Origin of the sequence: Herbaspirillum sp. VT-16-41, assembly GCF_001994935.1 — a bacterium.
GTDB classification, from domain to species: domain Bacteria; phylum Pseudomonadota; class Gammaproteobacteria; order Burkholderiales; family Burkholderiaceae_D; genus Herbaspirillum; species Herbaspirillum frisingense.
This window is the reverse complement of the sequence record NZ_MUXB01000222.1, coordinates 1-23,880: the sequence shown is the minus strand read 5'-3', so window position 1 is coordinate 23,880 and position 23,880 is coordinate 1. Positions and strand designations below refer to the sequence as shown.

Genomic DNA, 23,880 nt, shown 5'->3' with positions numbered 1-23,880 from the left:
CCATGCCTCTGTTATCCCGCTCTCCGTCATGAGCAGGATTCTGGTCTAGGCTCAAGTCTAATCAAAAGCTGACGTTCAAGAGGATTGAGCGTCAGCTTTTTAGTGCCGCAGGGAGCAGACATCGGCTCAGGCAAAACGACAGACTCATTGCCCGCGAGCATCAGGATATTCCTTATAGTGCGGTAATGCGGCTGCATACAGACTTTGAGTCTTTTCCTTATCACACTCCATCAGGGGCTCGGAATGAACATCAAGATCAGCGCACGACTTGCAGCTTGCTTTGCGGTACTCATTGCCGTGATGTGCCTCATCACGGGTGTCGGCTTGCAGAGCCTTAGCAGCATCAGTAAGGCCTCCAATATCTTGGTGGAAGATCGTTACGCCAAGATCGCACTGGCCGGGGATATACGCGACAATGTCAATGCAGCTGCCCGCAACCTGCGCAATGCTTTGCTTGGGCGCAACCTCGAAGAAGCCACGCGTTACCTTGATCGTAGCGCAGCTGCCAGTGCCAAGACAACCGAAGCAATGGCCAAGATCGAAAAGCTGTTGTCGACCCAGCAGGGGCGAGATATCTTCAAGGCCGTCGAAGAAGCACGTGCGGCCTACAATGGGCCGCGCGACAAGCTGCGCGAGCTGATCAAGCAGCAACAGAAAGATGTCGCTATCGAGCATCTCTTCACTGTGGTAATCCCGGCACAAGACAAATATTTCCAGGTGCTCGACCAGTTTGTGTCGCTGCAGAAGTCGCTTATGGAGCAAGGTGTCGCCGAGAGCAACCAGACTGCCGCTTCGGCGATAACCTTGATGCTGAGCCTGTCCGGGGTCGCCATCGTCTTATGCATCATTGCTGCCTGGTGGGTCACGCGATCCATCACCCGTCCGCTTAATGAAGCAGTGGACGTGGCCAGCGCTGTGGCGCAAGGCGACCTGACGGTACAAATCGGTGAGACTAGCAAGGACGAAACCGGCATGCTGCTGGCCTCGCTCAAGTCCATGAATGACAACCTGCACCGTATCGTCAGCGAGGTACGTTCGGGCAGTGACACGATCAACACTGCATCTTCCGAAATTGCCTCCGGCAACCTGGACCTTTCCTCGCGCACTGAAGAACAGGCTGGCGCTCTAGAAGAAACTGCTTCGGCAATGGAAGAGCTGACCTCCACGGTCAAGCAGAATGCCGACAACGCCCGCCAGGCCAACAGCCTGGCAGCCACTGCCTCAGAGGTGGCCGTGCAGGGCGGCAGCGTTGTCGGGCAGGTGGTACAAACCATGGGTGAGATCAACGAAGCATCGCGCAAGATCGTGGATATCATCACGGTCATCGATGGCATCGCTTTCCAGACCAACATCTTGGCCTTGAATGCGGCCGTAGAAGCGGCGCGGGCTGGCGAGCAAGGACGCGGATTCGCTGTTGTGGCCTCCGAAGTACGTACTCTGGCACAGCGCAGCGCTGCCGCAGCCAAAGAAATCAAGTCACTGATCGATACTTCGGTCGAGCGCGTGGAAAATGGCAGCCGTCTCGTAGAGCAGGCCGGTGCGACCATGAGCGAGGTGGTGGCCAGCGTCAAGCGGGTGACCGATGTGGTGGCCGAAATTACTGCCGCCAGTGGCGAACAAAGTGATGGTATCGAGCAGATCAATCAGGCCATCGTCCAGATGGACGAAGTGACGCAGCAGAACGCTGCCCTAGTGGAAGAGGCCGCCGCAGCAGCACAATCGCTGCAGGAACAGTCCAGCCGTCTACAGCGGACAGTCGGCATCTTCAAGCTCAGTGGCAGCGATTTCCGCCGCGTTTCCGCGGCTACTACAAGCGTGGTAGGCAATCACATGGATATCACGCCGCTGCCCGTAGGACTGCTCAGCTAGCAATATGCCAAACAGAACCCCTTGCCAGTGCCGATCTTCCACTGGTAATTCACAGCCCCGCCTCGCGCGGGGCTTTTTTTGACTGTACCTGTGGCACCCGGATGCCCAAGGCGGGAGAGGCCGATTCAGCGCGTGGATTCAGAAAGAAAATATACGGGACGTTGGCGATAGATTGAAAAAGCTTTTTCAATCAATGGCTTAGGAGGTTTTTGGCCAAAATTTCAGGAATCCCGGCCGACCCTCATATAGCGAATGACGTGAGAGGGCAGAGGATCTTTCCCAGCGTATGCGGCAGAACAGTATTTAACCAGTGCTCTTAATAACCGCGGCATCATCGAATAGGGTAGCCATAGATCCAAAAGGCTTAAAGTACAAATTTCTCCGTTTGCTCAGTTTCCCCCGTACTGGCTCTGCGCCACATGCAGGTTGTCGGCCGTGCGATAGCCCCATTGGCCTTCGAAGCGGCCACGCGCATAGGCGAAATATTGCGGATCAGGCTTCTCGCACAAGGCATCGTCGCAGCTCAATAACAGATCGAATGGCTCCCCCAGGGTGCGGGAGAAATGCTGGAGCGCCCAGCTCTGTGCATTGGTCATGGTGACCAGCTTGAAGTGCTTGCGCAGGCGTTGCAGGGCCTGTACCGAATCGGGGAAGGCAGGCCAGCGCGCGACCGAATCGCGCAGGCCGCGAGCCAGCTCGGCGCTGTCTGGCAGGCCCAGACCGGGCGCGATGACATGCCAGCAACGCTCCAGGTCGTCCGGATACCAACCGGTATTGCCATCACTGCGCGCGGCGCGGTAGGCCGTCAGAAAATCTTCGTCAGAGATCTTGCTGTCGGGAACCGCCTCGCGCAGGTAGGCCAGCATGCCTCCCTCGAAATCGATAAGCGTGCCGACGACATCAAACGTGAGTACCTTGAAGTGCTGCAAAGACATGTCCTGCTCCAGAAAGTAGGTGGCGATGGGAGGGGGGAGAGATGACTGCAGATGAAAACAAGTGCGACAGCTTGAGCATACGGAGCAATGGCCGAGCTTTCTTCCGAACTGGGGTGAGCAAACCGCACAGAATTTTTTTCTGCACGGTCGCAACGGCATGTTGTGACAGTCCGACTGCTGCCGATTTGTCAAAACCCGCATGATGTGCGGTCGGGATGGAGAGGGAGATCGATGATGTACGTGCAGCACACGACGCAGGCAGCGCATGCAGCGGGCCTGGCGCGCGTTGTAAAACTTCATATACCAGATTAAAATGAGAATTATTATTATCTAAGTCAATTCTTGTCACCGCCATGTCCGTCCCGCCTCTCGCCGATGCCGAGCGCTTTCAGATGCTTTATCGCGAGCATCATCGCTGGCTGCAGCAATGGTTGCGGGGCAGGGTGGGCAGCAGTTTCGACGCCGCCGATCTGGCCCAGGACACCTTCCTGCGCGTGCTCGGCAAGCCACGTGCGCTGGATGAGGTGCGGGAACCGCGTGCCTGGCTGAGCCGCATCGCGCACGGACTGGTGGTGGACAAGGTGCGCCGTGACGAGGTCGAGCGTGCCTGCCTGCAGGCCATCGCCAGTCTGCCCGAGCCGGAGGTGGTCTCACCGGAAGCGCGGATGCTGCTCATCGAACTGCTGGCGGCCATCGACGCCATGCTCGAAGGCCTGGGCGCCCGGGCGCGCGAGGCCTTCCTGCTGTCGCGCCTGGAACAGATGAGCTATCCCGAGATCGCCACCCGCATGGGAGTGTCGCTGAGCAGCGTGGAGAAATACATGGCCGCCGCGATCCGCCATTGCTACCTGATGCGGCAGTCGCTCCAGGGTTAGCCGCCTGCATTTGTGCCCGCGCCATGCCTGCCTCGCCGCCAGCCAGCTCCAACACACCCGCAGTCGATCCCCTGGTCCTCGACCAGGCCATCGCCTGGCTGGTCCGCTTGCGGGCTGACGCCGGGCGCCACGGTGTGGATGCCCACCTGCAGGCGCAGATTGAGCACTGGTGTCGTGCCGACCCCTGTCATGCGCAGGTATGGCGTGATCTGATGGCTGCTGAAGAACAGTTCCAGCGCCTGGTGGCCCTGCCGGTTCCGGCAGGTCAATGGCAGGGACCACTCAAGCGACTGTCCCGCAGCCGCCAGCAGCGGCAGTCACGCCGTCGCTGGCTGGGCGGTGTCGCACTGGGTCTGGGGGGACTGGCCGTGGCGTCGCTGGCGGCGCGCCAGGCGGGCCTGCTGCACCTGCCGGAGCTGTTGCAGGCCGATGGCTACACCACGGCCACCGGCGCCCAGCGTCGGCTCAGCCTCAGCGACGGCACCCATCTGGCGCTCAACACTGATTCCCACATCCAAGTCCGTTTCGACGAGGAGCAGCGGCTGCTGGTGCTGCGCCAGGGTGAAATCTTCGTCGATACCGGCAAGGATGCCCAGGCCGTGCAGTATCGACCCTTGCGGGTCAGGACTGGACAAGCGCTGCTGCAGGCACTGGGGACGCGCTTCGATGTCCGCCAGCAGGCGCAGAGTACCCGGCTCACGGTGATCGAGGGGCAGGTGGCGGTGCAGACGGCCAGCGGCATGCGCGAGGTCATCTTCCCAGGCGAGATGGTCGAGATCGATGCGCAGGGGCAACTGGCGCGCCAGGCCATCGTGACGGCCGCCATGGACCCCACGGCCTGGCTGGAACAGACCCTGGTGGCGCGCCAGATGCGGCTGGGCGACCTGCTTGTCGAGATGGCGCGCTATCGCCATGGCTGGCTGCTGTGCGATCCGACGGTGGCCGACTTGCGGGTGTCCGGCGTCTTCCAGTTGCAGGACAGCGATGCGGCCCTGGACTCGCTGGCCCGGACACTGCCGGTGGTCGTGCAGCGACGCACGCGGTTCTGGGTGAGGCTGGCGGCGGCCGGCTAGTGTGCCAGGCAGCGGGCCTGGTGGCGAGCCGCACGAGCTGATCGGGCCGGGCCGGATTTTTTTCGCTTCCGCTTACGGGTTTTGGAGGACTCGTTCGGCATCCCAGTGTAGCCCGACGAATCGAACCGCTTGCGCATGCCCTCCACTCCATTCCTGTCCCAGAACTCCCGCATCGCCGGCATCACGCGCATGGCGCTGATGGCGCTGCTGCTGGCCCTCGGCGGCCTGAGCTTGTGGCCGGCCGGGGTCATGGCGCAGGACCGACGTCATTACGAGATCGCCGCCGGACCGCTGGAACAGGCCCTGAACCACTTCGCCCGCCAGGCTGGCATCACCCTGTCGTATGCGCCGGACATGGTGCAGGGCCGGCAGGTAGTGGCGCTGGCCGCTACGCTGGCGGTGGAGGATGGCCTGGCGCAGTTGCTGGCCGGTAGCGGCCTGCAGGCGGTACGCGCCGCCAATGGCAGCTATGGCCTGCAATGGCGCACCGGCATGGGTGAAGGCGGCGCGCCCATGCCGGTGCGCCAGCAGACGCAACGTCTGAAGGACGTCATCATCGACGGTCGTGGCGAACAGGCCGAGTTCGCCGAGGGCAGCGAAGGCTACGCCGTTGCCGCTGGCCAGAGCGCCACCCGCACCGTCACCCCCTTGCTGGAAATTGCCCAATCGCTGTCGGTCGTCACCCGTGCCGAAATGGAAGCACGCGGCGCCGACAGCATCCTCGACGTGCTGCGCTACATGCCCGGCGCCAACACCGAAACGCATGGCGTCGATCCACGCGGCTACGACTACTTCAACCTGCGCGGTTTCATCAATGCCCAGAACACCAGCAACTACCTCAATGGCCTGCGCCAGCCGGTGGCCGGCTTTGGCACGTTCCGCACCGAGGCATACGGGCTGGAACGGGTCGAAGTCTTGCGGGGAGCGGCGTCGGCCAGCTTCGGGCAGGCCGATCCGGGCGGGGTGGTCAACCGTATCAGCAAGGTGGCCGGAGACGATGCGCCCAACGAGATACAGGCCGGTATCGGCAGCTTCCAGCGGCGCCAGCTGGCGGCCGACCTGAGTGCTACCCTGGACGATGCCGGCCGGGTACAGGGCCGTCTGGTGGGCCTGGCGCTGGACAGCAATACCCAGTTCAGCTACGGCAATGGCAGTGCCGTGCCCAACGATCGTCTGTACCTGGCGCCCTCGCTGAAGCTGCAGCTGGGCGGCGACAGCCATCTGATCCTGCTGGCCGACTACCTGCGCGACCGCAGTGGCAGCGGCCGCTGGACGGCGGTACGTCCCGACGGCAGCCTGACCCATACGCTGGTCGGCGACCCCGGTACGGATCATCAGCGGGGCGAGCAATGGTCGCTGGGCTGGATGCTGGATCAGCGGCTGGATGCGACCTGGCGCCTGCAGCAGAATTTCCGCCACGCGGCGCTGCGGTCGGACTACTCGGTCCTCAACCCGGGCAGCTTGAGCGGCAGCGTGCTCTCGCGCAGCAGCGCCCGCTACCAGACGCAACTGACCAGCACCCAGATCGATACCCGCCTGCAAGGCCGCTGGCAACAGGGGCCGCTCGACCATACCGTGCTGCTGGGGCTGGACCTGATGCAGATGCGTCAGGACGAGCAACGTTACCGGGGAACCGCGCCCGCGCTGGACCTGGCGCAGCCGGTCTATGGCATGCCCATAGCGCTGGCTTCCACCCTCTATGCGCAATTGCATGAAGAGATGCGCCAGACCGGCGTCTATGTCCAGGACCAGATCCGCGATGGCGCCTGGGTATGGACCCTGGGTAGTCGCCATGATCGCGTCACCGATAGCACTCGCAACGACATCGGGCCGTCCCGCCTGGATAGCCGCGCCCAGGCCTGGAGCCATCGCCTGGGCCTGGCCTGGACCCATTACCCCGCTCTGGTGCCGTATCTGAACTACAGCACCGCCTTCCTGCCGCAGGCCGGCCAGGACGCCGCGGGCCAGCCCTTTGCACCAGCCTACGGACGGCAACTGGAAGTCGGTCTCAAGTTCCAGCCACAGGGGCAGCGCCTGCTCTATACCGCCGCGCTCTACCAGGTCAGCAAGGACAACGTGCTCACCGCCGACCCGCAACATACCAATGCCTACCTCACCCAGAGCCAGGTCCGCTCGCGCGGGGTGGAACTGGAGGCCAAGGGCAGGCTGCACCCAGGTCTCAACATTGCGGCCGCCTACGCCTATACCCAGGCCATCAACACGCGCCATGTCGATCCCGCCTTGCAGGGCAAGTCACCGGTGCTGGTGCCACGTCATGCAGCCAGCCTGTGGCTGGACTACAGCCCAGGCCCGGTGTGGTCCGGCTGGGGGATAGGAGGGGGCGTGCGCTATGTCGGTCGCAACTATGCCAATGCCGACAACAGCGTGCGCAATGCCGCCGTACTGCTGCTGGACGCCATGCTGCGGCTGGACCAGGGGCATTGGCGCTATGCGCTCAACATCAGCAACCTGACCAACCGCCAGAGCACCTCCTGCCTGGCCGAGCCGACCCTGACCTGCTTCTGGGCCGAAGAACGGATGGCGCTGTTGAGCGCCCGCTATCGCTGGTAGCCAGAGGAAAGGGGATCCATCACCATGCAAGACAGGCAGGCAATACCTCACCACGATGCGACTGCATCGGACCTGCGCGAGCATTTCATCGGCCAAAGGCGGCGTCTGCGTGATGCGGCGCTGCGCATCCTGGGCTGTCCGCATCGCGCCGAGGACGTGGTGCAGGATGCCTACCTCAAGATCAGCGAAGTCCCGGCCGGATTCGATATCCGCCAGCCCTCGGCCTACCTGCTGCGCATCGTGCGCAACCTGGCCATCGATCGTCATCGCCGCAGCGCCTTCGAAAGCGATGTCTTCGCCGTCGAGGAAGAGGGCCAGGCCGTTCACGAAGAGGCGCAGGGACCGGAAGCCATCGCCATCAGCCGCCAGACGCTGGCGCTGATCAGCCACGCTTTGGCCAGCCTGCCGCCGCGCACGCGCCGGGTGTTCGAACTGTATCGGCTGAGTGGCATGAGCCAGCGCGAGATCGCCGCCGAACTGGGGATATCGGCCACGCTGGTCAACTTCCTGATCCGCGACGCCATGGACAGTTGCCGCGCGCAGCTGCAAGCCGGCGCGACCTGCCATGGGACGGGGCGATAAGCTATGATGCGCACTCGTGCCGCCCTGTTGGGTGGCGTGTTTTTTTCCGGTGTTTGCGCCTCGTCCCATCGATCCGTCCTCCATGTCCCAGCCTTCCGCTTATTCCCTGTCGTGGCAGACCGCCGTCTCCTGGGTGATGCGCGAGCACGAACAGGACGGGCTCGACGAGCCTGAACAGCAGGCCCTGCAGCAATGGCTGCAGACCGACCCCGCCCATCTGGCCGCCTATCGCGAAGCCCGCACCCTGTGGCTGGCGCTGGGATTCATTCCCGCCCCCGGGGAGCGTGGCTGACGCGCGCCGCGCTTCTTCCACCAGATCACCACGCCGGTCACCGTCAACAGGCTCACCGCCAATCCCAGCAAAGCCAGCGCGATGCGCCAGGGCAGTCCGAACACATGGCCCATGTGCAGCGCGCCGAGCCAGTTGCTGAAGGTATTGCCGCTGCGGTCGCCTGTCGGCAGCCAGTGGCCACGGATCTGACCGCTGGCGGCATCGATCAGCAGTCCGGTATTGCCAACGTCGCTGCGCAGGTCGGCATTGCTGTGCACCATGTAGGCATACACCCCGCGCCGGCGGTCGTAACTCAGTCTTTCCTCGAAGTCGATCTGCAGTCCGCGTTCCCTGGCGAAACCGGCCATGGCCCGGCGTGCCATGGCATGCGCCTGCGGCCAGGACATCGGTGGTCCCGCCGTCAGTGGTGACGCATGGGCCAGGGGCGGCGCGGGGCGCCAGCTGTAATCGAAGGGCAGCAGGCGCGACATCACCGGCAGATAGATCTGGTCGCGCAGGTTGAACATCACGCTGGACCAGGCCAGCATCAGCAGCAACACCCAACACCACAGGCCGAAGGCGCGATGCAGATCGAGATTGACGCGATAGAAACCGGCCCGCCACTTGACCAGCCAGGCCGGCTTCCATTTCGCCAGGAAAGGTCGACCCCGTGGCCAGGTCAGGATCATGCCGACCAGGCAGTCCAGCGTCCACAGTGTGGCTACCACACCCATCACCAAGGCCCCGGCCACGCGCGGCAAGGCCAGCGAGTGGTGCAGGTTGAACACCAGCGGCATCAGCGCGGAGGGTTCCAGGCTGATCCTCTGGCGGTCCCGCAGCCCCTGGATCGCCCCGGTATGGGGATTGACCAGGACTTCGTCATACCCCAGCCGGAAGGGCTTGCCGGTGGCGCGGTCGATGGCCGGGCCGACCAGGAAACGTACCGTACGACCCGCTTGCGGATGCAGGATCAACTGGCTGACATCGGCCTGTGGCCCCAGCGCCAGCGCCACCCGTTCGCGCAACGCGTACGGGTCCAGCATGGCCGAGGCCGGCTGGCCCGGGGCCGGATGCGCCAGGTGCAACTCCGGCGCCAGCCACAGATCGAGCTCGTCCTCGAAGGCCAGCAGGCTACCGGTCAGGCTGGCCACCAGCAGGAACAGGGCCAGCACCAGGCCGTTCCAGCGATGCAACAGGACCAGCGTGTGGCGATCAGGTGCGTGGCGGCACAGCCAGGCGCTGGCCCGGCCGGCCAGGGTGGGGCGCATTACCATCGGGTGGTCAACTGGAGCAGTCCGGTGCGACGGGCGCCGTATTCACACAGTTCGGAGCAGTACGCATAGACCCGGTCGGTCACGTTGTTGAGCTTGAGCGCCAGCTCGATATTGCGCCACTCGCTGTTGATGCGACCCAGGTCCATCCTCGCCCCGAAGTCCAGCAAGGTGACCGCCGGGGTTTCGAAGGTGTTGAGGGCATTGCCATAAGAGCGACCGATGTAACGTACCCCGGCCGAGAGATGGGCGCCGGCCATGGCGCCACGCTGGAAGCCATAGTCCACCAGTACCCCCGCATTGTGACGGGCCGCGCCCGGCAGCGCCTTGCCCACGGTGCTGGTGGCGCTGCTGCTGGAGGTATTGCTGGTGACCTTTGCATCGGTATAGCTGTAGCTGGAGGTCAGGTTCAACCCATCAGCGAGCGACATCTTGCCTTCCAGTTCCACCCCGCGCGAGCGTGCCTCGCCGGTCTGGATCGAGTAGCCGGCGTGGGCCAGGTCGGCGGTAGCCACGTTCTGCCGGCGCAGGTCGAACACTGCCAGGGTGAACAGCGCATTGGTCCCCGGTGGCACGTACTTGATGCCGGTCTCGTACTGCTTGGCCCGTTCCGGCTTGAGCATGGCGCCGCCATAGCTCAGGCCGGTGGTGGGCGTGAAGGACTCGGTGTAGCTCAGGTAGGGCGAGAAGCCTCCCGCCATCTCATGTACCAGGCCGAGGTTGCGGGTATTGGCGCGGTCGCTGCGGTCGGTGACGGTACGGGCGATGGCATTGCTCACCTTCTGGTCGGAGCGGTCATGGCGCAGCCCGGCCGAGAGGATCCAGCGCTCGGCGATGCGGATCTGGTCCTGCAGGTAGAGGCCCATCTGGTCATCCTGGGTGCGCAGGTTGTAGTTCTCGGCCACCGCCGGCAGGTTGCCGTAGCTGGTGGTGTAGATGTTGGAGAACACATAGCCGGCCGCAGTATTGGGGCTGACGTAGCCGCGCACGGTACCGGCGGTATGGTGCAGGTCCAGGCCCATCAAGACCTTGTGCCTGAGCGGGCCGGTACCGAAGTCTGCCTGCAGCTGCTGGTCGGCGGTGAAGGTATTGGAGTCGGTCCCCAGGCGCCAGCGCTGCAGCGCCGCCACTGCCGACTGCGTGGCGGGGAAGAAGGCGGCGAAACGCAGGTTGTTGCGGGTACCGTTGTAGTCGGTGTAGCGCAGGTTCTGGCGGAAGCTCCAGACCTCATTGAACTGGTGCGAGAACAGCGAACTGAGCGACCAGTTCTCGTAGCGCTCGTTGTTGTCGCCAGTGCGTCCCAGCGCGGTACTGGTGGGAATCTGGCCGTTCGGATTGGGGCTGACCGTGCCGCTGGCCGGCAACAGGTTGTTGGACAGGCCTTCACTACGCTGGTATTCGAAGCGGCCGGTCCATTCGGTGCGCTCGTCCGGGCGCCAGGTGATGGCCGGCGCCAGGAACAGGCGGCGGTCCACGGTCCCGTCGACCTGGGTGCCGGCGTCGCGCGCCAGGCCGGTCAGGCGATAGGACCAGACTCCGGCGGCATCCAGGGCGCCGCCGAAATCGCCGGCTACCTGCTTGCGGTCGAAGCTGCCCACCTGCACCTGCAGTTCGTGCAGCGCGGTGGTGGTCGGCTTCTTGGAGACCACGTTGATCAGTCCGCCCGGCGAATTCTGGCCAAACATCACCGAGGCCGGGCCATGCAGCAATTCGATGCGCTCCAGCCCATAGGGCTCGGGCGCATAGCGGCTGTAGCTGGCATTGGACGAGGTCAGCATGCCATCGCGATAGAAAGAACCGCCATTGTTGAGCGCAAAGCCGCGCAGCAGCGAAGCCGTATCGACGATGGCGAAAGCCCCCGTGGATACCTGCACGCCACTGGTATAACCCAGGGCCTCGGCCACGGTGCGCGCCTGCTGGGTGGCGATCTGGTCGGCCGTCACCACCGAGATCGATTGCGGGGTGTCGGTGATGGCGGTGTCGGTCTTGGTGGCGGTGGCGCTGCGCCGGGCGACGAAGCCGTGCACCGGACCGGTGGCCTTTTCTTCTTCGGTTGCGGTGACGGTGACCTGCGGCAAGGCCGTGCTGGCAGGGTCGTTCTGCGCCCAGGCGGAGGAAGTTGCCGATAACCCGAGCAGGGCCAGTCGCAGGGACTGCACCAGCAGGCGGGGGCGCAGGGGAGAGCAAGGGAGCTTGTTGTTATATCGGTTGGTCATGGTCGAGAGCGAAATACGCAAGAAGGGATCGCCAGCCGGGCTGGCGCGTGCCGGATGGCGCGCTCTCTGATAGACGAATGAGAAGTGTTTGTGTTTAGGAGGGAGTTCGGGCGGCGAAACGCGGCACCGCCTATCCGCCGCCTGCACATGGCGTTGGTAGGTTCGAGCGACTGCATTATGATAGCCAGTCTGCCGACACCGCAGCCTGCGGGGTGCAGACACCATCGAGATGCAGAAAGTGAGTTCTTGCGCAATGACGCACGACGAAGACCCGATATACCAGGATGACCGCGCAGCACGCGGCAGTGCCGGCGAGGTACTGCGTGTTTTTCTCAAGCTGGGGCTGACTTCATTTGGCGGACCGGTGGCGCACCTGGCATATTTCCGCGACGAGCTCGTGGTGCGCCGCCGCTGGATTGGTGAAAGCAGCTATGCCGATCTGGTCGCGCTGTGCCAGTTCCTGCCCGGCCCGGCGTCCAGCCAGGTCGGTTTCGCCCTGGGCCTGTTGCGTGGCGGCCCGTGGGGCGCCCTGGCAGCCTGGGCGGCATTCACCTTGCCATCGGCGCTGTTGCTGCTGGTCTTTGGCCTGGTCGCTGGGAGCATGTCGGGTGTCCTCGGTACCGGTCTGCTGCACGGTCTGAAGATCGTGGCCGTGGCTGTGGTGGCCCAGGCGGTCTGGGGCATGGCGCGCACCATCACGCCCGACCGCCAGCGCATCAGCATCGCGCTGGGTGCGTTGATGATCGTGATCGGCGCCGGCAGCGCCGTGGGCCAGATCGCCGCCATCCTGTTTGGTACCGTGACCGGCTTGTTGTTCTGTCGTGGCCTTGCCGTGACCAGCCGGGGGCAACTGGGATTCGGCGTGTCGCGCGGTGTCGGCCTGGCCTGCCTGGCTGCTTTCCTGCTGTTACTGGTCGGCTTGCCGCTGGTGGCGACGTGGTCCGGGCTGCATGCTGTTTCGGTGTTTGATGCCTTCTATCGTTCGGCCTCACTGGTCTTCGGCGGTGGACATGTGGTGCTGCCCTTGCTGCAGGCCGAAGTGGTCGGCCCCGGCTGGGTCTCCAACGATGTCTTCCTGGCCGGTTATGGTGCCGCGCAGGCGGTGCCGGGTCCGCTCTTTACCTTCGCCGCCTACCTCGGCACGGTGATGCAAGCCTTCCCCAATGGCGTGGCAGGTGCCGTGCTATGCCTGCTGGCGATCTTCCTGCCGGGTTTCCTGCTTCTGTTGGGCGCGCTGCCGTTCTGGGACGACTTCCGGCAACGGCCGCTGGCCCAGGCCGCCATGCGCGGGGCCAATGCCGCCGTAGTCGGCCTGCTGGCGGGGGCGCTCTACAACCCGGTGTGGACCAGTGCAGTGTTCAATGCCCGCGATTTTGCGCTGGCCGTGACCGGCATGGTGCTGCTGATGGCCTGGCGCCTGCCGCCATTGGCGGTGGTGGTGATCCTGGCGCTGAGCGGGGTCCTGCTGCAGGCGCTCTGAAGCCTGGCTGCTGTTGCCGGGCTTGCAATCAGGAAACCCCTGATGGCGTGCGCGTGGTTGCCGTCCTATCGTGAATCCACGATAAGGAGGGGACCATGTGTACCAACGCCATGAGCATCGCACGCCGCCATCTGGGCATCATCGTCCGGCTGTGCGACATGTCCGAACAGGATGAACCGGTCGCCGAACTGGTGCGCGCCACCGTCAGGAACTGCCTGCTGGCGATGCAGACGGCCGGCACCGAAGCGGCCGAGGCCAGCGAGATCATCGGACAGCTGCTGCAGCATGAACTCGCCAGTGTCCCGGCCGACCGGGACAAATACCGCAAGGTACTGGAAGCGGCCCACCTGCATGCCGAATACCTGATGCTGGCCGATCGCAGCGCCGCCCACTGAACGTCGCCACTGCCGGCCGCCGGCCGTCATGGCCTATCCCGTGTGATCAATAGCTGCCGTCGAACTGCTCGGCCGGTACCGGCTTGCCGAACAGGTAGCCCTGGTAGCGGGTGCAACCCAGGGCGGCCAGGAATTGCTGCTGCTCGCGGGTCTCGACGCCTTCGGCAATGACTTCCAGGCCGAGCGCATCGGCCAGGGCGATGATGCTCCTGGCGATGGCGACATCGCTGGGGGTGGCCAGCAATTCGCGGACGAAGGACTGGTCGATCTTGAGCTGGTCCAACGGTAGACGCTTGAGCAGCGACAACGAGGAATAGCCGGTACCGAAATCGTCCAGCGCCAGCGTCAGCCCATGGCGCTTCAACTCCAGCATCTTGTCGATGGTGGCTTGCACGTCCTCCACCATGGCCGACTCCGTCAACTCCAGCTTGAGGTGGGCAGCCTGAGCGCCGGTCTCTTCGATGGTGCGCAGGATGTCCTGCACGAAATCCGGCTGACGCAGCTGGAGCGCGCTCACATTGACCGCGATGACCACCGGTGGCCGACTGCCGTTGTCGCTGCGATTCCAGCGCACGGATTGGCGACAGGCCTGCTCGAACACCCAATGTCCCAGTGGCAGGATCAGGCCGGAGGCCTCCGCCACGGGAATGAAGAGGCCAGGCGGGACCGGGCCCCGGAAGGGATTGTGCCAGCGCGCCAGGGCTTCCACGCCGATCAGGCGACCGGCCTGGTCACGCTGCGGCTGGTAGTGCAGGCTGAACTCTCCGTTCTCGATGGCGCGGCGCAGGTCGTTCTCCAGGCCGGTGCGGAAATGCAGGGCCGATTCCATTTCCTGGTTGAACAGGCAGAAGGTATTGCGTCCCGCCTTCTTGGCCGCGTACATGGCCAGATCACCCTGGCGCAGCAGGTCCTGCACGCTGGCATGCGGATCCTGCATCAATGCCACGCCGACCGAGCAGGTCGCGAAATGGCCGACGCCATGGAAGTCGAAGCGCGCTTGCATGGCATCGATGATGCGCTGGGCGAACTGGCTGGCCAGCAACTGGGCCTGTTGTGCCGGCAGTCCATCCAGCAGCACCACGAATTCGTCTCCGCCCAGACGCGCCACCATGCCGGTACGGCCGACCAGGTTCTGCAGACGCTGCGCCAACTGCTGCAAAAGCTGGTCGCCAACAGTGTGGCCCATGGCGTCATTGAGGTCCTTGAAGTTGTCGACGTCGACGAAGAACAATCCTCCAACGCCTTGACCGCTCTCAGCCCTATGGCCACGGTGGCTGGCGGGCTGGATCTTCTCCAGAAGCAGGCGGCGGTTGGGCAGGCCGGTGAGCGGGTCGTAGAAGGCCAGTTGACGGGTTTCCTCCTGCAGGCGCTTCTGGCTGCTGATGTCCAGCAGCGTCCCGACATAGTGACTCACACCACCGGCGGGGTCATTCACCGCGGTCAGGGTGAGGACGGCATGGAATTCGTCGCCACCGCGACGCTGTACGCAGAGCTCGCCCTGCCATTTCCCCTGGCTCTGGATCAGGGCCCACAGGCTGGTCCGGAAATCCCGGTCTTCCTGCTCCTGACGGCAGGGCGGCATCCCCTGGGCATCCAGGTCAGGGTCGCCCTGTCGATAACCGGTCAACTCGGTGAAGGCGGCGTTGACATCGAGCACGCTACGATCGGCACCCATGACCCAGATCGCCTCCGAAGAATGGAAGGCCGCCGCAGCGATACGCAATGAGGCTTCGCTTTGCCTGAGCCTGGCGGTGCGGCGGGCGACTTCCCGGCGCAGGTAGGCGGCGATCAGCAAGGCGCAGACCAGCAGCGCCAGGGCACCGCCCAGCAACCACCACATATACGTCGGCAGCGAGGTCGCGCCACGGCCCCATTTGCGCAGGATATCGAAGTAGATGGATTGCGGATCAGCCTGCCACTGGGACAGAGCGCGGTCGATGGCCGCCAGGGTCTCCGGGGGCTGTTGCCTGCTGCTGACGAAATACAGCTTGACCGGCTGGAACACGATGCTGGTGTCGGCCAGACGATAGCGGTCGGCCAGCATGTCGCCCGCCTGCTGGCTGGCGATGATGCCATCGATCTCGCCGGCGGCGGCCATGCGGAAACCTTCTTCCACGTTTTTCAATGGCACCAGGGTCAGTTTGATCCCGGAGTTATCCATCAGGGCGCGGAAATAGCTGGCCTGCACCGAGCTGTCGAGCAGGCCGATCTTCTTGCCCTTGAGATCGAACACCGAATCGATCACCACGGACTGGTTGCGATACAGGATGGACCAGCTATAGAGCGCCGGCACGGCGGAGTATTGCAGCATTTTTTCACGCTGCTCGGTCCAGGCCACATCGGGGAGGATATCGATCTTGCCTTCTTCGGCCCATTGCAGGCAGGTCTGCCATTCGCAGGGCACGAAACGCAGTTGCCAGTCCTCGCGGCTGGCGATCTGGCGCAGCAGGTCGATGTGCAGGCCGGAGGCGGTGCCGGCACTGTCGAAGAAGATCTTGGGCGGATTCTGGTAGACGCCGACCGACAGCACCTTGGCCTGGCCCTCGGAAAGGGTCAGCAGGCAGCACAACAGGAGCAGGAGGCGCCATGGACGCCACCCCTTGCTCCACCCCTTGCGCTGCACGCCCGCGGCTACACCCTGGCCCGGCTGCCTTGCCTCTGTCGCAGGCGGATTGCTGGCCGACATGTTTGCCACAGCGATGTGTTCCTTATTTGGTTTTTTGTCTACTTTATAGAACATCAAACCAAATTGGAACGTTTACCGCCATTGCCAGTTACGTCGGTTTGTTGGCATCAGCCGAGGCAAGGGGAAAACGCGAGGGCGTAGCGTACGCCCCCGCGCTCTTAGAAGAATCCCTGGGTCGGCAGGCGGACCTGGTTCGCGCTCAGGTTGCCCAGTGCAAAGGCCTTGTGCGAGGTCGGGTTGTGGGTGGAGATGGTGCGGATGTTGCGCCAGTGACGATCCAGATTGGCCGAGGTGAGGGTGGCCGAGGCTCCGGCGATGTCGAACAGGGCCGTGGCGGCGTGATGGGCGATGCGATCCACCACCACCTTGGCGCGTGCGGCGGCAGCGGCGGCATCCTGCAGGCGGTCGTCGGCATCGGCCGCATTGCTCTTCAGGGCGGCATAGGCGCGGTCGGCCTCGCTGGCGGCGGCCAGCACGATGGCGCGGGTGGCGAAGGCATCGGCATCGCGTTCGCCCAGGGCGCTCAGCAGGATAGGGTCATCGGCCGCCGCCGGTGTGGGGGCGTAGTAGTAATTGCGCTTGCGTTTGGACAGCAGCGCGCTGGCGTCGCGTGCCACTGCGCTGACCACGCCGGCTATGACCGCCGTGAGGAATAGTTGCGCAATGGTCGAGCCCAGCACCGCCTGGCGCGCTGGTACCTGATCCGGCAGCAGCACTTCGTGCGGGGCCACCAGGACATTCTCGAAGTTGGTGGTGCCGCTGCCGGTCAGGCGCTGGCCCATGCCGTACCAGTCGTCCACGGTCTGCACGCCTTCGCGCTGGCGGGGCAGCAGGACCACCGCGCGGCGGCCGTCTTCCACCGACACCGTCACGTGCAGCCAGTCGGCGAAGAGCGAACCGGTCGAATAGAACTTCTGGCCGTTGAGCACATAGTGCTCACCCTGGCGGACCAGACGCGTAGACAGCACACCGGCGCCGCCGATCTGCGCCTGTCCCCGTTCGGTATGGGAGGCGCCGATCAGGTCGCCGGCACGCACGCGCTCGCGCAGTGCGGTCACGCCCGGATGTTGCAGTGGTGCGTTGAGCACGCGTTCCAGGGCCACATGGTGATTGCGCCAGATGTGGGCGATATTGGGATCGGCGGCACCCAGTTCGATGGCGGTCTCCAGGGTCTGAACGAAAGTGGCGCCACCGCCACCGTAATCGGCGTCGAGCCGCCTTGCACCGAAGCCGGTGGCCTTGATTTCTTCGATCAGGGCAAAGGGTTGTTCACGCTTTGCATCGCGCTGGGCGGCGCCGTCGGCAATGCGCTGCAGGAGGTCGGAGGGAAGTGTGCTCATGAGGTCGATGGTGTCCGGGAGAATGGATGCCGCAGGCCGGATGGCCGGGATGAGCACATCATAGAGCTCCGGGCAGGCAAGCCAAACTGCGCATTTCGCATTAGCTTGCTTGGGCCAGTCATATGCGGCCGATATGGCCGATATGGCCGATGTGGCGGACACCAGCGCTCAGTTTTCGCTTACGGTGGGTGGAGAACGTCTGAACCGGGCGATCAGGAACTTTGCGCATTCATAAGCAGGGAAGGCAAGGACGCCCCAGGCAAATGCCATGACAAGCTCAGGCAACGGCAATGACGAGAAATGGAAGGCCTCGGTCAGTGCCGGAACGTACAAGGCCGCCAGCAGCATGGTCACGGCGAGCGCCGAAATAATCAGTGCCGCACCATTGCTCGGGTAGAGCGCCTGCAGGAAGTGGCGTCCAGGGGCCAGCGCCGAAAACATCAGACTGAGATTGAGCACGACCAGCACGATGAACCCGGCAGCACGGGCCTGGCCTGGCGCGAGTCGTTCCAGAAACCAGGCATAGCCGCAGACCGCGAACCCCAGGGCCAGACCGCCCTGCATCACCGCCAGCAGGAGGGTGCGCATTTCCAGCAGCGGCGCGTTGCCATTGCGCCCCGGCGCACTGCGCTCGCTGCCGTCCGTTGCCGCATTCTCAAAGGCCAGCGTACAGGCAGGGTCGACGATCAGCTCCAGGAATGCAATCTGCATCGGATAGAGGATCAAGGGCCAGCCGCAGATGACAGGCAGCAATGCCATGCCGGCGATAGGCACATGCATGGACAGGACGTAGGTCATCGCACTGCGCATTCTGGAAAAGATCCGCCGCCCCGTCAGGATGCCCTCCACGATGGAGGAAAAATTGTCGTCCAGCAGGATCAGCGAGCCGGCTTCCCTGGCGACATCGGTACCGCGCCCTCCCATGGCGATACCGACATGCGCGGCCTTGAGCGCAGGCGCATCGTTGACGCCGTCGCCGGTCATGGCGACGATCTGGCCGTCGGCCTTCAGTGCCGCCACGATGCGCAACTTCTGCTGGGGCGTGATGCGCGCGAAGACGCTGGTGGTGCGCAGCCGGCAGGAGAGTTCGTGCTTATCCATGGCCTGGACTTCATCGCCCAGCAAAATCCGGTCGGCACTGATGCCGGCTTCTCTCGCAATGTTCTGGGCCGTGCCAGGATGGTCGCCGGTGATCATGATGACCCTGATCCCGGCCCGATGACAGGCCTGGATCGCAGCCGGTACGGCCTCTCGCAGGGGATCGGCCAGTGCCAGCAGGCCCAGGTAGCGCAGCGCGAAGCCGGTCTGCGAGGCCGGTAGCGGACCGCTCCAGTTGCAGCTGGCCACTGCGATCACGCGCAAGCCATGGCTGGCCAGGTGCAGGACATCGTGCTGCATCTGTTGCACCTCTGCCGGTGTCAGGCCACACAAGGTGGCAATCGCCTCCGGCGCCCCCTTGGTCGCTACCAGCAAGGGGGTGTCTGCATCGCCTTTCCAGACCAGCGTCATCGCCCGCAACTCGGGACTGAGCGGGTATTCCTGCAGCAGCTGCGTGACCGCTGGCGGTGCGAAGCGTTTGGCGCTTTCCCCGGCCAGCTGATGAAAGGCCTTCTCCATGGGGTCGGTGGGACGCTGGCTGCTCGCCAGGGCTGCGGTTTCCAGCAGCGTGCGCCACTGCGGCGAGGTGATGCCGACGTCGCTCTCATCGAAGTAGAGATGGTGCCCGGCGCTCATCGCCTGTACGACACGCATCCGGTTCTCTGTCAGCGTTCCGGTCTTGTCGGTGCACAGGACCGTGATCGAACCCAGGGCCTCGACCGCCGACAGGCGTCGCGTCAGCACATTGGCCCGCGCCATGCGCCATGCCCCGATGGCAGGAAAGACCGTGAGGATGATGGGAAGCTCTTCCGGCAGCAGCGACATCGACAAGGCGATTCCCATCAACAGGGCCTCGGTCCAGCGGCCATGGGCATAGCCTTCGAGAACCACGAGAAGGGCGCTCAGCGCCAGGCCGGCTACGGCAAACACCTTGACTGCACGAGCCACGTGCCGCTGCATCGGGCTCGGTTCCTCGACCAGCTCATGCAGCAGACTGCTGATCTTTCCCAGTTCACTGCGGGCGCCTGTAGCGCTCACCCGGGCGATACCACTGCCTCGTACGACCAATGTGCCTGATCGCACCAGCATCGCGCTGTCGGTTTGCGCAGGGGAGGGCTGATGCAGTTCGGGTGTCATTGGTGGGCCGCGCTTTTCCACCGGGCAAGCCTCTCCGGTCAGCAATGATTCATCGATCTGCAGATTGGTGGCCTCAAGAACGTCCGCGTCTGCCGGCACCCGGGCGCCTTCCTCCAGAAGGATCAGGTCGCCCCGCACCAGATCCTGGCTGGGCACGCGCACCGTCCGCCCCTCTCGGATTACCCGTGCGGTCGGGCTGTTGAGCACGCGCAGGGCGGACAGCGCATGCTCGGTCTTTCCCTCCTGATAGAGCGTCAGCCCCACGGTGAGCGCAACCATGAACAATAACAACAAGCCTTCGCGCAGATCGCCCAGGGCCAGATAGATGGCAGCGGCCGACAGCAGGAGCACGAACATCGGCTCCTTCAGAACATTGATCAGAGCCCGTCCCATCCGGCGCCGTTCGGATGTCAACACGTTCGGCCCGTCCTCGGCAAGGATGCGCGCCACTTCGGAAGGTAACAGGCCTTGGTAATCATCCTTCGACTCTCGCATCCGAACCTCCCTCGATGTGCATAGCGATACTGCTTCGGCCGATTTATCTGATCTGCATCAGTTCTTCGTCGCGCATGTCGCCCATCATGGACGGCAGCTAGTTCGGCTCGGGCGCGGTTCCTGCCCTGGGTCACCGACGTCAGGACAGACAATGCGAATATTGACTATTCCACTATTGGCGAGCATGGCACTCTTGATCATCTATGTCGTTTTCTACTTCGTCGTTCAGTACGTCGTTCAGGACTGAACGTCAAGGCGGGGAAACTTGCCCCTCCCATCAGGGCGGGATGGCCCGGTAGTGCTGCGCCACCAGGCGCGCCACGGCACAGGAGGCCAGCCTTGTTTCGCGTGAGTCGGCGCGGCTGGTCAGCACCAGCGGCTGGCGCGCGCCGAGCACCAGACCGGCGCTGACGGCGCCACCCAGATATTCCAGTTGCTTGGCCAGCAGATTGCCGCTTTCCAGATCGGGGACCACCAGGATGTCCGCTTGTCCCGCCACATCCGAGGCGATGCCCTTGACCCGTGCCGATACCGGCGAGACCGCATTGTCGAAGGCCAGCGGGCCATCCAGTACGCCGCCGGTGATCTGCCCGCGATCGGCCATCTTGCATAGCGCGGCGGCGTCCAGCGTGGCCGGCATCCTCGGATTGACCGTCTCCACCGCCGCCAGGATGGCCACCCTGGGCAGCTTGACGCCAATGGCCTGGGCCAGGTCGATGGCATTGCGGATGATGTCGGCCTTTTCTTCCAGCGTCGGTTCGATGTTCACGGCTGCATCGGTGATGATGAAGGGTCGCGGGTAGGAGGGCGTCTGCATCAGGTAGCAATGGCTCATGCGGCGCTTGGTGCGCAGCGCCGGGCTGGCCACCACGGCGCTCATGAATTCGTCGGTATGCAGGCTGCCTTTCATCAGCATCTCCACCTGTCCCTGGCTGGCCAGCTCGACCGCACGTGCCGCCGCCGCGTGGCTATGGGGAACGTCCTCGATGGGGAACGCGGAGATATCCAGCTTCTGCTGCGCCGCCAGGGCCAGCAGCTTGGCCCGGGGCGCCACCAGCACCGGCAGGATGATGCCGGCGGCATGGGCGTCCAGTACCGCCGACAGGCTGGCCGCGTCGCAGGGGTGGACGATGGCGACCTTGACCGGCCCCAGCTGGCGCGTATGGTCGAGCAACTGTTGCAGCTCGCCATCGCCCATCTTCATGCTGACTTCCGGCAAGGTGGTCCGGCGTCGCACGATGGATTCGGTGGGTGCGATGACGTCGGCCTCGCCTTCGATCACGATGACATTGTCCTGATTGACGCAGGCGCATTTGAGCGTCAGCCGGTGCCGGGCTTCGTCACGTGCGACCACGGTGACGCTGGTCTGCAGCGTATCGCCGATGCGGACCGGATGCAGGAACCGCAGGGTCTGGCCGAGATAGATCGTGCCTGGCCCCGGCAGCCGGGTCCCCAGTACCGCCGAGATCAGTGCGCCGCCGAACATGCCATGTGCGATCAGCCCGTGGAACCGGCTTTCCTTGGCGAAGGCGGCATCCAGGTGCTGGGGATTGGCGTCACCGGAGATGACCGCGAAGAGCTGGATGTCGGCCGAGGTGAGCGTGCGGGTGATGGTGGCAGTGTCACCGATGGCGATTTCCGCGAAGACCCGGTTGCGGATCAGGCCGAGCAGGTCGTCGCTGGCGTGCGTATCTGTCATGTTGGCGGTACTGGAGGTACTGGCGATGCTGGCGGGGTTGCCTGATGATGCTTCGGTCATGGTGTCCTCGGCTGGGAATGGGCCGGAGCGGATTCCGCGATGTGGCGCTCGCGCTTGCCCGGGGTGGCTCATGCGACGATGTGATAGCCCGCATCGACATACAAGGTGTTTCCGGTGATCACGCTGGACGCATCGCTGGCCAGAAAGCTGCACAGGTCACCGACATCGTCGATATTGGCCAGCCGGCGCAAGGGCGAACGGCGGGCGGCGTCGGTCAGAAACTCCTCGAAACAATTCAGTCCGGAGGCCGCCCGCGTGGCCAGCGGCCCCGGCGACACGGCATTGACCCGGATGCCAGCCGGGCCCAGGTCGCTGGCCAGATAGCGTACGCTGGCTTCCAGCGCCGCCTTGACCGGCCCCATCATGCCGTAGTTGCTGACGACCTCGTCGGCACCGACATAACTCATGGTGATCAGGCTGCCGCCATTCTTCATCAGGGGCTGCGCCAGGCGGGCCATGCGGATGAAGGAATGGCAGGATACGTCCATTGCCTTGGCAAATCCCTCGGGCGAGCAATTCACGACGCGGTCGTGCAGGTCCGCCGCCGGTGCGAAGGCGATCGAATGCAGCACGAAGTCCAGCCTGCCCCAGTGCGTCGTGATCAGTTCGAAGAGATGCTCCATCTGGCCAGGTTGACTGACGTCCAGCGGGCTCATGATGGTGGCCTGCACCTGATCCGCCAGGGGTTCCACATAATGGCGCGCCTTGTCGTTGAGCCAGGTCACGGCCAGCTCGGCGCCGGCCGCGTGCAGTGCACGGGCACAGCCCCAGGCGATGCTGTGCTTGTCGGCGATGCCGACCACCAGGCCTTTTTTTCCTTCCAGCGAAAGCACCATCCTATTTCTCCATGATGTAGGCTCCGGGCGCATCGTCCATCCGCCCGGCTTTTGCACCGCCCAGACGGGGCGGAGTGGTGGGCTCGCCCGAATGCTGCGCCAGCCAGGTTTGCCAGGCGGGCCACCAGGAGCCTTCGGAGACGGGAGTCTCTGTGGCCCATTGATCGGGCGGGCAGTAGGCGCCACCGGCCGGCCGGGTGCGCATCTGGAACTGGCTGCGCGGATGCCCAGGCGGGCTGACGATGCCGGCATTGTGGCCGCCGCTGACCAAGACGAAGGTGATTTCCGCAGGGCACAGATAATGCAGCTTGAAGACCGAGTGCCAGGGCGCGACGTGGTCGCGGACCGTTCCCACCAGGAATACCGGGGTATTGATGTCACTGAGCGCGACCGGCTTGCCCTCCACGGGATAGCGGCCTTCACTCAGATCGTCATCCAGGAACAGCCGGCGCAGGTATTGCGAATGCATGCGAGCCGGCATGCGGGTGGCGTCCGCATTCCATTCCATCAGGTCGCTGTTGCGGGCCGGCGTCCCCATCAGGTATTGGCCGATCACGCGTGACCAGAGCAGGTCGTAGGAGCGCAGCATCTGGAAGGCGGCCGCCATCTGTGTCTGGCTGAGCGTGCCGGCCTCTTGCATCTGGGCCTCCAGCAGGCTGATCTGGCTTTCGTCGATGAACAGGCCCAGTTCACCCGGCTCGCTGAAGTCGGTCTGGGCCGCCAGCAAGGTCAGCGATGCCAGGCGCGGGTCGCCGTCGCGCGCCATCGCGGCCGCTGCAATGGCCAGCAGGCTGCCACCCAGGCAATAACCAGCGCCATGTACTTTCCGACCGGGCACGATGCGGTTGACCGTGTCGAGGGCGGCATGCAGACCGGCGTTCAGGTAGTCGTCCATGCCCAGGTCGCGGTCTTCGGGACCGGGGTTCTTCCAGGAGACGCAGAATACCGTGTGACCGCGCTCGACCAGATAGCGGATCAGCGAGTTCGCCGG

At 64.2% G+C, this 23,880-nt stretch carries 16 protein-coding genes and 1 pseudogene; 8 read left to right on the top strand and 9 right to left on the bottom strand.

Annotated features, from left to right (window positions below; translation table 11 throughout):
- The first annotated feature begins 243 nt into the window (after nucleotides 1-243).
- Nucleotides 244-1,869 carry a methyl-accepting chemotaxis protein gene (locus BTM36_RS26685; protein ID WP_034302257.1) on the top strand — a complete coding sequence of 542 codons (1,626 nt, stop codon included), beginning with the start codon at nucleotides 244-246 and terminating at the stop codon, nucleotides 1,867-1,869.
- Between the two features lie 401 nt (nucleotides 1,870-2,270).
- Here the strand turns inward: BTM36_RS26685 and BTM36_RS26680 are convergent.
- Nucleotides 2,271-2,804 (bottom strand): annotated as a pseudogene (locus tag BTM36_RS26680) (HAD-IA family hydrolase); the annotation flags it as partial.
- 353 nt (nucleotides 2,805-3,157) lie between these two features.
- Between BTM36_RS26680 and BTM36_RS26675 the strand changes: the two are divergent.
- The 5 genes from BTM36_RS26675 to BTM36_RS26655 all read left to right on the top strand — a co-directional run bounded on the left by BTM36_RS26675 (nucleotide 3,158) and on the right by BTM36_RS26655 (nucleotide 8,197).
- Nucleotides 3,158-3,679 (top strand): sigma-70 family RNA polymerase sigma factor, encoded by a 522-nt coding sequence (locus BTM36_RS26675; RefSeq protein WP_006462213.1) that lies wholly within the window; start codon nucleotides 3,158-3,160, stop codon nucleotides 3,677-3,679.
- A 23-nt stretch (nucleotides 3,680-3,702) separates the two neighbouring features.
- Nucleotides 3,703-4,752 (top strand): FecR domain-containing protein, encoded by a 1,050-nt coding sequence (locus tag BTM36_RS26670; RefSeq protein ID WP_077238575.1) that lies wholly within the window; start codon nucleotides 3,703-3,705, stop codon nucleotides 4,750-4,752.
- Nucleotides 4,753-4,887: 135 nt separating this feature from the next.
- The gene (locus BTM36_RS26665; protein ID WP_139347308.1) at nucleotides 4,888-7,323 is read left to right on the top strand and encodes a TonB-dependent siderophore receptor; all 2,436 of its coding nucleotides are present in this window, start codon (nucleotides 4,888-4,890) and stop codon (nucleotides 7,321-7,323) included.
- Nucleotides 7,324-7,347: 24 nt separating this feature from the next.
- On the top strand, nucleotides 7,348-7,905 hold the full coding sequence (locus tag BTM36_RS26660) for an RNA polymerase factor sigma-70 (RefSeq protein ID WP_077238574.1): 558 nt from the start codon (nucleotides 7,348-7,350) through the stop codon (nucleotides 7,903-7,905).
- A gap of 82 nt (nucleotides 7,906-7,987) precedes the next feature.
- On the top strand, nucleotides 7,988-8,197 hold the full coding sequence (locus BTM36_RS26655; RefSeq protein WP_077238573.1) for a DUF4880 domain-containing protein: 210 nt from the start codon (nucleotides 7,988-7,990) through the stop codon (nucleotides 8,195-8,197).
- Here BTM36_RS26655 and BTM36_RS26650 read toward each other — a convergent pair.
- Nucleotides 8,131-9,444: a PepSY domain-containing protein gene (locus tag BTM36_RS26650; protein WP_077238572.1), complete on the bottom strand. Its 1,314-nt coding sequence runs from the start codon at nucleotides 9,442-9,444 to the stop codon at nucleotides 8,131-8,133. The genes BTM36_RS26655 and BTM36_RS26650 overlap by 67 nt on opposite strands.
- Entirely contained in the window at nucleotides 9,444-11,663 is a 2,220-nt protein-coding gene (locus BTM36_RS26645) for a TonB-dependent siderophore receptor (RefSeq protein ID WP_077238571.1), read from the bottom strand. The genes BTM36_RS26650 and BTM36_RS26645 overlap by 1 nt, the downstream gene beginning before the upstream one ends.
- A gap of 253 nt (nucleotides 11,664-11,916) precedes the next feature.
- On the opposite strand from BTM36_RS26645, the gene chrA reads away from it, so the two are divergent.
- Nucleotides 11,917-13,143 carry a chromate efflux transporter gene (chrA, locus tag BTM36_RS26640; protein ID WP_077238570.1) on the top strand — a complete coding sequence of 409 codons (1,227 nt, stop codon included), beginning with the start codon at nucleotides 11,917-11,919 and terminating at the stop codon, nucleotides 13,141-13,143.
- 95 nt (nucleotides 13,144-13,238) lie between these two features.
- Entirely contained in the window at nucleotides 13,239-13,538 is a 300-nt protein-coding gene (locus tag BTM36_RS26635; protein ID WP_077238569.1) for a hypothetical protein, read from the top strand.
- Between the two features lie 46 nt (nucleotides 13,539-13,584).
- Here the strand turns inward: BTM36_RS26635 and BTM36_RS26630 are convergent, their stop codons facing one another.
- The 6 genes from BTM36_RS26630 to BTM36_RS26605 all read right to left on the bottom strand — a co-directional run.
- Nucleotides 13,585-16,224 (bottom strand): EAL domain-containing protein, encoded by a 2,640-nt coding sequence (locus tag BTM36_RS26630; protein WP_077238568.1) that lies wholly within the window; start codon nucleotides 16,222-16,224, stop codon nucleotides 13,585-13,587.
- A gap of 158 nt (nucleotides 16,225-16,382) precedes the next feature.
- Nucleotides 16,383-17,564, bottom strand: a complete 1,182-nt coding sequence (locus BTM36_RS26625; RefSeq protein WP_077238585.1) for an acyl-CoA dehydrogenase family protein — start codon at nucleotides 17,562-17,564, stop codon at nucleotides 16,383-16,385.
- 168 nt (nucleotides 17,565-17,732) lie between these two features.
- Nucleotides 17,733-20,294, bottom strand: coding sequence for a cation-translocating P-type ATPase (locus BTM36_RS26620; RefSeq protein ID WP_077238567.1), 2,562 nt, complete (start codon nucleotides 20,292-20,294; stop codon nucleotides 17,733-17,735).
- A gap of 277 nt (nucleotides 20,295-20,571) precedes the next feature.
- Nucleotides 20,572-21,993 (bottom strand): bifunctional enoyl-CoA hydratase/phosphate acetyltransferase, encoded by a 1,422-nt coding sequence (locus tag BTM36_RS26615; protein WP_077238584.1) that lies wholly within the window; start codon nucleotides 21,991-21,993, stop codon nucleotides 20,572-20,574.
- Between the two features lie 128 nt (nucleotides 21,994-22,121).
- The gene (fabI, locus tag BTM36_RS26610; RefSeq protein WP_077238566.1) at nucleotides 22,122-22,889 is read right to left on the bottom strand and encodes an enoyl-ACP reductase FabI; all 768 of its coding nucleotides are present in this window, start codon (nucleotides 22,887-22,889) and stop codon (nucleotides 22,122-22,124) included.
- Nucleotide 22,890: 1 nt separating this feature from the next.
- Nucleotides 22,891-23,880: alpha/beta hydrolase (locus BTM36_RS26605; protein WP_139347307.1), on the bottom strand; the 990-nt coding region annotated here is incomplete at its 5' end.